Source organism: Streptomyces glomeratus, assembly GCF_021462825.1.
Classification (GTDB): Bacteria; Actinomycetota; Actinomycetes; order Streptomycetales; family Streptomycetaceae; genus Streptomyces; species Streptomyces glomeratus.
This window is the reverse complement of record NZ_JAKEEB010000005.1, coordinates 345,218-356,159: the sequence shown is the minus strand read 5'-3', so window position 1 is coordinate 356,159 and position 10,942 is coordinate 345,218. Positions and strand designations below refer to the sequence as shown.

Annotated in this window: 4 protein-coding genes; 2 read left to right on the top strand and 2 right to left on the bottom strand. The window is 72.8% G+C overall.

The features are described from left to right. Positions 1–6,113 (bottom strand): type I polyketide synthase (locus LZ604_RS09015; RefSeq protein WP_308283572.1); only part of this gene is annotated, 6,113 nt, incomplete at its 3' end. A 646-nt stretch (positions 6,114–6,759) separates the two neighbouring features. After that, positions 6,760–7,314 carry a DUF1697 domain-containing protein gene (locus tag LZ604_RS09010; RefSeq protein ID WP_234513969.1) on the bottom strand — a complete coding sequence of 185 codons (555 nt, stop codon included), beginning with the start codon at positions 7,312–7,314 and terminating at the stop codon, positions 6,760–6,762. Positions 7,315–7,546: 232 nt separating this feature from the next. Between LZ604_RS09010 and LZ604_RS09005 the strand changes: the two genes are divergently transcribed. Beyond that, positions 7,547–9,814 (top strand): MMPL family transporter, encoded by a 2,268-nt coding sequence (locus LZ604_RS09005; protein WP_234513968.1) that lies wholly within the window; start codon positions 7,547–7,549, stop codon positions 9,812–9,814. 261 nt (positions 9,815–10,075) lie between these two features. Continuing rightward, positions 10,076–10,939 (top strand): phosphotransferase enzyme family protein, encoded by an 864-nt coding sequence (locus tag LZ604_RS09000; protein ID WP_234513967.1) that lies wholly within the window; start codon positions 10,076–10,078, stop codon positions 10,937–10,939. Positions 10,940–10,942: the final 3 nt, after the last annotated feature.

Genomic DNA, 10,942 nt, shown 5'->3' with positions numbered 1-10,942 from the left:
CGCACGGCATCCGACAACCGCTCCACCACCAGCACACCCACACCCTCGGCCCAGCCCGTCCCATCCGCCGACGCCGAGAACGCCTTGCACCGACCGTCCCCCGACAACCCCCTCTGCCGGCTGAACTCCACAAACGTGCCCGGCGTCGACATCACCGTCACCCCACCCGCCAACGCCAGCGAGCACTCACCCTGCCGCAACGCCTGAGCAGCCATGTGCAACGCCACCAACGACGAAGAACACGCCGTATCCACCGTCACCGCCGGACCCTCGAGACCCAACGTGTACGACACCCGCCCCGACAGCACGCTGGCCGCGCTGCCGGTCATCTGGTAGCCCTCGGTGCCTCCGGGTTCCGTAGCGGGATCACGGAACATGAAGGTTCCGGCGTAGACGCCGGTGCGGCTGCCGCGCAGCGTCACCGGGTCGATCCCCGCACGCTCCAGCGCCTCCCACGACACCTCCAGCAGCAACCGCTGCTGCGGATCCATCGCCAGCGCCTCACGCGGCGAGATCCCGAAGAACTCCGCGTCGAACTCCGCCGCCTCGTGCAGGAAACCACCCTCACGCGTATACGACGTCCCCGCACGCTCCCCCTCCGGGTCGTACAACCCCTCCAGATCCCACCCACGATCGACCGGGAACCCCGAAATCGCGTCCCCACCCGACACCACCAGCCGCCACAGATCCTCCGGCGACCCCACACCACCCGGATACCGGCACCCCATCCCCACGATGACGATGGGGTCGCCCTCGGCCGCGGCGGCGAAGACCTGGGGGCCGGCCTGGTCCTCCGGCTCGCCGAGGAGTGCGGAGTTCAGATGGCGGACGACCGCCTCGGTCGTGGGATGGTCGAAGACCAAGGTGGCGGGCAGGCGGATGCCGGCGGCGGCGCTGAGCCTGTCGCGCAGCTCCACACCGGTGAGGGAGTCGAAGCCGAGGTCCTTGAACGACCGGGAGGCGTCGACGGCGTCCGCGGTGGCGTATCCCATGACGGCGGCGACCTGGGTGCGGACGATCTCGTCGACCAGCCGCTCGCCGTCGTCCCTGGACAGCGCCTTCAGCCGCTGGGCGAGGCCCGTGCCCGGCGTGCCGGTCCGGTCGCTCGGCTCCGCCGCCGAGGCCCGGCGCCTCGGGGATGTGACCAGGCCGCGGAGCACGCCCGGCACCTCTTCGCCGGCGGCCCTGGCGGTCCATGCGGCGCGGTCGAAGCGGGCGGGGACCAGGACGGGTGCGTCCACCGCGCGGGCCCGGGCGAACAGGGACAGCCCTTCGTCCACGCCGAGCGGCACCAGACCGGAACGGCCGGGCCGGGCACGGTCCTTGTCGTCGAGGCCGCGGGCCGGATCGCTGTCGTGGTCCCACGGTCCCCAGGCCAGGGACAGAGCGGGCAGCCCCTCGGCCCGGCGCTTGTGGGCGAGGCCGTCGAGGAAGGCATGGGCCGCCGCGTGCGCGGCCCCGCCCACGTGACCGATCGTGCCGGCCACCGACGAGAACAGGACGAAGTCGGAGAGGTTCCGATGCCTGGTCAGCTCGTGCAGATGCAGCGCGGCTGCCACCTCGGGGCGCAGCACTCGCTCGATCCGCCCCGAGGTCTCCGTGGTGACGGGGCCGTCGTCGAGTACGGCCTCGGCGTGCACCACCGCGGTCAGCGGATGCTCGTCGGGGATGCCGGCGAGCAGGGATACCAGGGCGTCCCGGTCGGCGATGTCACAGGCCGCCGCGGTCACCTGGACGCCCGACGCCCTCAGGTCCGAGACGAGTTCCGCGGCCCCTTCCTCGCCGTCTCCGCCTCGGCCGGCCAGGAGAAGGTGCCGGACGCCCTGCTCGGCGGCCAGATGGCGGGCCACCAGGGAGCCGAGCCCACCCGTGCCGCCGGTGATCAGGACCGTCCCGCCGGACTCCCAGGCGGGGGCCGGACGCGTCGGTGGCTGTGGCCTCCGCAGCCGCGGGACCAGCACCGAACCGTTGCGCAGGGCGAGTTCCGGCTCGCCCGAGGCGACCGCCGCACGGAGCAGGCGCAGTGACCCCCGCCCGCGGCCGAGGTCCAGCAGGCCGATCCGGCCGGGGTACTCCGCGCGCACCGACCGCAGCAGCCCCCACAGCGCGGAGCCGACCAGGTCGGGCCCGTCGTCGCCGGTGCCGGTGTCGGCAGCGGCCCGGGTGACGAACACCAGCCGGGAGCCGGCGAGTCGTTCGTCCTCGTGCCAGGACCGCAGCCGGGCGAGGGTGTCCTCGGCGGCGGCGCGGACGGCCTCGGCGACCGCGTCGGCCGTCTCGGCGACCGCCGGAGTGGGGCAGGGCAGCAGGATCACCTCGGGCGGGGCGGAATCCGCCGCTGCGACCACCGCGGCCATGTCCGGGTGGACCACCACTCCCCCGTCGGCTGCGGTGAGCGCGGCGGCCAGGCCGAAGTCGTCGGTTCCCGCCACGGCCCACCGGCCGGGCGGCACGTCGCCCGGTGTGAGGGCCAGGCCCGTCCAGCCCACCTGGAAGAACGCGTCGTGTCCGGGCGTGCCGGCCGCACGGCGTACCTCTTCCGCGGACAGCGGTGCCGGGCTCACGGCGTCGACCGTGGCCAGCGGCAGTCCCGCGCCGTCGGCGACGGTGAGTGAGAAAGCGCCGGCCCGGCCGGCCGAGGACGCTTCGGCGGCCGGGGTGATCCGTACCCTCAGGACGTCCGCTCCGGCCGCGTACACCTGCACGCCCTGCCATACGGCGGGCACGGATACCGCGGCGGGATCCGTGCCGGCGGGGGGCGTGCCGTTACGGCCGAGTGTGTACACGGCGGCGTCGAGCAGACCGGGGTGCAGTACGAAGCGGGCGGCCCCTTCGCGGTGCTCGGCGCGCACGGCCACCTCGACGAAGAGCTCCTCGCCCAGGCTCCATGCCGCTGTCGGCGCCACGAACTCCGGGTCCAGAGGGGTCTCCAGGGCGTCGATGCCGACCGGCACCGCTCCGGCGGGAGGCCAGGCGCTCAGGTCGAAGCGGGCTTCGGGGCCGGCCGGGGCGAGCGTGCCGACGGCGTGCCGGGTCCAGGAGGCGTTCGGCTCGGCGTCCTCGGGCCGGGAGTGCACGAAGAGCGTGCGCCTCCCCTGGGCGTCGGGCGCTCCGAGGCCGACCTGGAACCGCACACCGCCGTCCGCCGGCAGCACCAGCGGCGACTGAAGCGTCAGTTCCTCGATCCGCGCGGTGTCGGTCTCGGCGCCTGCTTGCAGGGCCAGCTCGACGAAGACTCCGGCGGGCACCACGATCTCGTCGTGGACGCGGTGGCACGCGAGCCAGGGCTGGCCGTGCGGGGAAAGACGGCCGGTCAGCGTCAGCTCCCCGGCCTCGGGCCTGGGCACCACGGCACCCAGCAGCGGATGGTCGACCGGTGAGAGTCCGGCCGAGCCGACATCGGCGGCCGTACGGCTCGGTGCCTCCAGCCAGTAGGAGCGGCGCTGGAAGGCGTAGGTGGGCAGCCGCACACGGTGGCCGGCCCGGTCGGCGATCGCCTTCTCCCAGGCGACGGTGGTGCCGCGGACGTGCAGTTCGGCGAGCGCTCCGAGCAGTGCGGGCACCTCCGGCCGGCCACGCCGTGCCGTCGGCACGAACGCGGTGTCCCCCTCGCGCTCGGCGGACACGCACTCGCGGCCCATCGCCGCGAGCACCGCGTCGGGCCCGATCTCCAGGAAGGTCCGAACGCCCTTCTCCTCGAGCGTCCTGATGCCGTCGTGGAAGCGGACGGCCTCGCGGGCGTGGCGGACCCAGTGGTCGGGGGTGCCGATGTCCTGCGCGGCGACGAGGCGGCCGGTGAGGTTGGACACCACGGGGATGCGCGGGGGGTGGTAGGTGAGGCTGGACGCGACGGCGCGGAAGGCGTCGAGCATGGCGTCCATGTGGGGCGAGTGGAAGGCATGGCTCACACGCAGTCGCCTGGTCTTGCGGCCCTGTTCGCGCCACTGCTCGGCGACGGCGAGCACGGCGTCCTCGTCACCGGCGATCACGGTGGACAGCGGGCCGTTGACCGCCGCGACGGCGACCCGGCCCTCCCGGCCCGCGAGAGTGGGCAGCACGTCCTGTTCGGATGCCTGGACGGAGACCATCGCGCCACCGGGCGGCAGCTGCTGCATGAGCCGTCCCCGGGCCGCGACCAGGGCGCATGCGTCCGCGAGGGAGAGAACACCGGCGGCGTGCGCCGCGGACAGCTCCCCGATGGAGTGCCCGACGACGACGTGGGGGTGGATGCCCCAGTCCTCCAGCAGGCGGAACAGGGCGGTCTCGTACGCGAAGAGCGCGGCCTGGGTGTACCCCGTGAGGTCCAGCAGTCCGGCGTCGTCGGAGTCCTCCGGCAGGAACATCAGGTCCTTGACCGGGCGGTCGAGGTGTTCGTCGAGCAGGGCGCAGACCTCGTCGAGCGCGGCGGCGAACACCGGGTACGTGTCGTACAGCTCACGGCCCATGCCGGCCCGCTGGCTGCCCTGCCCGGTGAACAGGAAGGCCGGCTCGCCGGGCTGGACGGTCCCGGACACCACCTGCGGGAAGGCGTCCCCCGAGGCGAGCGAGGACAGACCGGCCAGCACCGTCTCACGGTCGTCGGCGAGCAGCACGGCACGGTGCTCGAACGGGGTCCTGGTGCAGGCCAGGGCGTGGGCGACGTCGCCGAGGTTCTGTCCGGGGTGGGCCTCGAGGTGGGCGCGCAGCGCATCGGCCTGGGCGCGCAGTGCGTCGGCGGTGCGCCCGGACACCGTGACGGGGGTGGGCACCGCGAGGCTGCGGGCGGGCGCCTCCCGTTGCGGAGTCTCCTCGTCCTGCGAGGCGGGCGTCCAGTCGGACAGGAGCAGATGGCAGTTGGTGCCGCCCATGCCGAAGGAGGAGACGCCGGCCAGCAGCGGGGCGCCGGCGGCGGGGTCAAGCGGGGTGAGGGCGTCGTTGACCCTCAGCCCGAGGTCGTCGAGGGGGATGGCCGGGTTGGCGGACCGGAAGTTGAGGCTCGGGACGAGGGTCTTCTCCCGTAGGCAGAGCACCGCCTTGATCAGGCCCGCGATTCCGGCCGCGCCTTCCAGATGCCCGATGTTGGGCTTGACGGAGCCGACGAGCAGGGGCGAGCCGGCCGGACGGCCGCTGCCGAGCACGGCGCCGACGGCGGCCGCCTCGACCGGGTCGCCGAGCGGGGTACCCGTGCCGTGCAGTTCGACGAACCGTACGTCCGCGGGGACGACGCCGGCCTGTTCGCAGGCGCGCCGCAGCACCTCCTCCTGCGCGGCCCGGCTGGGGGCGGTGAGGTTGTCGCCGCCACCGTCGTTGTTGACTGCTCCGCCGCGGATCAGGCCGTGGACGGTGTCGCCGTCGGCGAGCGCCCGGCGCAGCGTCTTGAGGACGACGCCGCCGCCGCCCTCACCCCGCACATAGCCGTTGGCGCGCTCGTCGAAGGTGTAGGTGCGGCCGTCGGGCGACAGGGCGCCGAACTTCTCGGCCACCACGAAGCCCTCGGGCACCAGGTTCAGGCTGACCCCGCCCGCCAGAGCCGTCTCGCAGTCGCCCTTGCGCAGGCTTTCGCAGGCGAGCTGGACGGCGACCAGCGAGGAGGACTGGGCCGAGTCGACGACCAGGCTTGGGCCGCGCAGACCGAGGACGTACGAGACCCGGTTCGCGATGATGCTCCGGCTGACACCGGTGATGGTGTGGTGGGTCACCGAGTCGGCCCCGTGCTGGTGCGCGAGTTTCGCGTAGTCGTCCCAGATCGCGCCGACGAACACTCCCGCCTGAGCGCCCCGGATCGTGCCCGGGACGATTCCGGCGTGCTCCAGTGCCTCCCAGGCGAGTTCGAGCATGAGCCGTTGCTGCGGGTCGATGCCCGCCGCCTCACGGGGTGTGATGCCGAAGAACTCGGGGTCGAATCCGTCGACGGCGTCGAGGAATCCGGCGGGCCTGGTCGGCACGCCGGGGGGCAGACCGGGTCGCGCGTCGGGCGACCGGTCGGACACGGCGCTCTCTCCGGCCTTCAGCAATCGCCAGTACGCCTCCGGTCCGGGCGCCCCGGGGAAACGACAGGACATGCCTACGACGGCGATGGGTTCGCCCGGTACCGTGTCAGCCGCCGGTATACCGGACCCGGGTGCACTGGCCATGGTGTGGCTCTTCCTTTCGGCGACCGCGCGCGGTGCAGCCGGCGCGCGGGTTTCAGGCTTATGTGGAGAAAACCGCGTGGCGTGGGCGATCAAAGGGCCGGCGAGAGATGACCGGGCCGCAAAAGCCGGTCGTATTCGGCCCGCTTCCGGAAGGTCTCCGCGCGACGTGCGACGTGACGTACGGCGGGGACCGCGAAGACGGAAATGCGGAATGGGTTATGGCCGCCCACGTCGGGCAGAGCTCGGGCCGATGCGTCCATGACTTTCCTCCCCGTTCGGCACGCGACGGACAGCGCACGAGCAATGCGTCCGCCACAGAGGTCACGCGCCTGCTTCTGCTTGGCCGAAGACTTCAAGACGCCGGAAAACAGCCGGCTTTCACCGCGCTTGACCACTGCCGGGAATCAACGCGGGCATGAATGACGGTACGCATGGCGCTGCGCGGCCCCTACCCTTAACCGCCCCCTAGACGGGACCCCACCGAGGCGGCGTGGAGCCCCCCGGACAGGGGCGCCGGTGTGGGTGCGTACGGGCGGTTCACCAGGGGTTGCCGGCCGGGCGGTCTCGACTCACCGGCGCGAGGAGACCGGCTGGGGAGCACGGGACGACGGCGTCGTCGCCGAACCGGTCGGCGAGGACGCTGCGGTCACCCTGCCTGGGCGGTCAGCTCGACCAGCTTGACGACGGTGTTCCAGTTCCGTGTGGTGGCGATGAGCCCCTTGGTCAGCCGGGGCCTCGAGAGGAACTCGGCCAGCTTGGACCGGCCGAGCCCGTCGGGGGCGTAGAGATAGAGGGCGCGGTCGCCCAGCCGGAACTCCTCCGGCAGATACGCGGCCGGGTCGATCTCGGCGAACCGCTCGGCGTCGACCGGTCGCGAGAAGTAGGTGACGTGCAGCTGCCTGGCCTCCAGCCGGTCCGCGGGGAACGGACAGGCGTCGCGCACGGACGTCAGGTAGGCGTGGTCGCGGACCAGCACATCGACCGGGAAGCCGAAGCGCTGCTCGATCGCCCCGGTCAGCTCGGCGGCCAGGGACTCCTCGTCACCGTGGTCGCAGGCGAAGACGGCCTGGCCGCTCTGGAGGTAGGTGCGGGCTTCGCCGTAGCCGAGCCCCTCCATGAGAGCGCGCAGATCGGCCATCGGGAGCTTTCTGCTGCCGCCCACGTTGATCCCGCGCAGCAGCGCCGCGTACTTCGTCGTCACCCGCCCACCATAGAGCGGCGACGAGGACCCCGATGCGGGGCCCTGAGAACCCGGACTAGGTGTAAGGGGTCGCTCTCCTCCCCGATGGTGAGGCGGCGGGGTCCGAGGGGAGGAGACGGAGGCTGCGCGGTTCACCGACGAGCACGACGTGGGGGTCCTTGTGCCGCCCTACCGTCGAAGCGAACGGTGGCGGCAGGGGGCCGTCACCCGCACACGAGGGGGCAAGCCCGTCATGGGGAACGGAGACACACGGGTGCGGGGCATCGCCGCGCGGGCCGGCGGCTGGAGCGCCCGGCACCGATGGGCTGCCGTCGGCATCTGGGTACTGTTCGTCGTCCTGTCCATGGCCGTCGGCTCGGCGGCCGGCCGCGTCGACGTCAAGGAAAGCGACCAGATGGGGGGCGAGACACACACCGCCGCACAGATCATCCAGGACGCGGGCATCGAGCAGCCGGCCGGTGAGACCGTCCTCATCCAGGCCAGGGACGGCCGGACCACCGCCACGGACCCGGGGTTCCGCTCGGCCGTCACCGCGGTCGTGCGGGCCGTCGAGGGCACCGGGCGGGTGACGAATGTGACGTCTCCGTACGACACCAAGACCATTTCCAGGGACGGCCGCAGCGCGCTGGTGCAGTTCGACATGCGCGGGGAGGCGGACACCGCGGGCGACCGGGTCGAGCCGGTGCTGAAGGCCGTCGCCGGGGTCCAGAAGGAGCACGGACGGCTGCGGATCGAGGAGATCGGCGGCGCCAGCATGCAGAAGACGTTCAAAGACGCCTTCGGCGACGACTTCAAGCAGGCCGAGTACTCCGCGGTTCCGGTGGCGCTCGGCATCCTGCTGATCGCGTTCGGCGCGCTGGTCGCCGCGCTGCTCCCGGTCGCGCTCGCCATCACCGCGATCATGGCGACGATGGGTCTGATGGGCGTCGTCAGCCATCTGCAGCCGATGAGCGACACCGCCAACTCCGTGATGCTGCTGGTGGGCATGGCCGTCGGCGTCGACTACTGCCTGTTCTATCTGCGGCGCGAGCGTGAGGAGCGCGCGGCCGGCCGGGATCCGCGCGCCGCGCTGCAGATCGCCGCCGCGACCAGTGGGCGCGCCGTCATCGTCTCCGGTGTCACCGTGTGCGTCGCCATGGCGGGCATGCTCTTCACGGGGATCGCCACCTTCGAGGCGATGGGTCTGGCCTCCCTGATGGTGGTGGCGGTGGCCATGGTGGGTTCGGTGACCGTGCTGCCCGCGCTGCTGTCCCTGCTCGGCAAGCGGGTGGAGAAGGGCCGTCTTCCGTTCCTGCACCCGGACAAGCGGCGCGGCAACGGCGCCCGGTCCTCCGGCGAGGGCAGCCGGGTGTGGGGTGCCGTGCTCAAGGTCGTCCTCGCCAGGCCCGCCGTCTCGCTGGTGGTCGCGGCGGGTGCGCTGCTGGCGGTCGCGGCGCCCGCGCTCGGCATGAAGACGCAGAACCTGACCATGGATCAGGAGTTCGGCGACACGCTGCCCATCGTGGCCACGTACAACCGTGTCAACGACGCCTTCCCGGGCGGCTCCGAGCCGGCCCAGGTCGTCGTCCGGGCGAAGGACATCAACGCCCCCGACGTGAAGGCGGCGCTCGCCGACTTCCGGACGCAGGCGATCAGTTCGGGCGCCTCGCGGGGTCCGGTCGACATCCGGCTGCACGACGCGCAGAACGTGGCCGTGATCTCCGTACCCCTGGTCGGCGGCTCTGACCTGGACAAGGCGGGCAGGAGCCTGGAGCTGCTGCGCGACACGGTGCGGCTGGACACCCTCGGCAAGGTCGACGGGGTGCAGGCGCCGATCACCGGGCAGGTCGCGGGCTCGCACGACTTCAACGACCAGCTCGTCGGCTCGGTGGTCCCGGTGTTCGCGTTCGTCGTGGTCTTCGCCTTCCTGCTGATGCTTCTGTCCTTCCGCTCGCTGACGATCGCGGTCACCTCGATCGCGCTCAACCTTCTGTCGGTCGGCGCGGCGTACGGCATCCTGGTCGCCGTCTTCCAGCACGGCTGGGGCGCGTCGCTGGTGGGCGCCCATGGCGTGGGCGCCATCGTCACCTGGCTGCCGCTGTTCCTCTTCGTCATCCTGTTCGGGCTGTCGATGGACTACCACGTGTTCGTGGTGTCCCGGATCCGGGAGGCACGTCTGCGGGGCCGTACGACGAAGGAGGCCATCGCGCACGGCGTGGTCACCACGGCGGGGGTCGTCACAAGCGCCGCGGTCATCATGGTCGCCGTCTTCGCGATCTTCGGCACGCTGTCGATGCAGTCCATGAAGCAGATGGGTGTGGGCCTCGCCGCGGCGGTGCTCATCGACGCGACCGTCATCCGGGGCGTGCTGCTCCCGGCGGTGATGGCCCTGCTCGGCGAGCGGAACTGGTACCTGCCGAAGTGGCTGCGCCGGCTGCCCGACCTCACGCACGACGAGTCGGCCCCGACGGCCACGCCGCCTCAGCCGCCGGCGGTGGAAGGGGAGAAGGTCGGGGTCTGATCACCTCCCCGTGAGGGCACACGTGGCCGGGGTGGCCCCACCCCGGCCACGCTGCCGTGCCCACCGGCGACCGTGGCCCGCGGAGAGACGTCGCCCTCCCGCCGGAGCCACCGGCCGCGTCCGGGCCGAGACGCCGGTGATGCGAGACTGACGGCCGGAGGGCGGGGCGGCCGGGCGGCCGGGCAGTGCGCCCCACGGGTGTGTGGTCAGCGGTCGTTCGCGAGGGCGTCAAGGACCGCGTCGAGGCACGGAGGCGAACGGATGGACGAGGCAACGGCGCGCGAGGTGCTGGCGGCGGCGGGCGTGCTGCCCCGCCCGGCCGGGGACGCGCGGCTCCTCGCCCTGGGCGAGAACGCGGTGTTCGCCGCCGGTGACCTGGTGGTCAAGGTGGGCCGCGACGCCGAACTCCTGGACCGGGCGCGGCGGGAGCTGGACATCGCCGTCTGGCTCGCCGAGAAGGGCGTCCCCGCGGTACGGGCCGCCGACCCCCGGCCGCTCCTCGTGGACGGCCACCCGGTGACGCTGTGGCACCGGCTCCCCGATCCCGTACGCCCCGCCGAGCCGCGGGACCTGGCCGGTCTGTTGCGGATCGTGCATGCGCTCCCCTCCCCCTCCTTCGATCTGCCGCCCCGCGAGCTGCTGGGCGGTGTGGAGCGCTGGCTGCGCCTGGCGGGCGACGCGATCGACCCGGAGGACGCGGCGTATCTACGCGAGCGCCGGGACGGGTTCGCCGCCGCGGCGGCGGCTCTGACGCCGCATCTGCCACCCGGCCCGATCCACGGCGACGCGCTCCCCCGCAATGTGCACGTCGGCCCGGACGGACCGGTTCTGGTGGACCTGGAGACCTTCGCCGTGGACCTGCGGGAGCACGATCTGGTGGTCATGGCCCTGACCCGTGACCGCTACGGACTGCCCGCCGAGGCGTACGACTCCTTCACCCGGACGTACGGCTGGGACGTGCGGGGGTGGGAGGGTTGCTCCGTGCTGCGCGGGGTGCGCGAGACCGCCAGCTGTGCCTGGGTCGCGCAACACGCTCCGAGCAACCCCAAAGCCCTCGCCGAGTTCGAGCGGCGGGTGGCGTCCCTGCGGGACGGGGACGAGACCGTGCGCTGGTATTCCTTCTGAGCC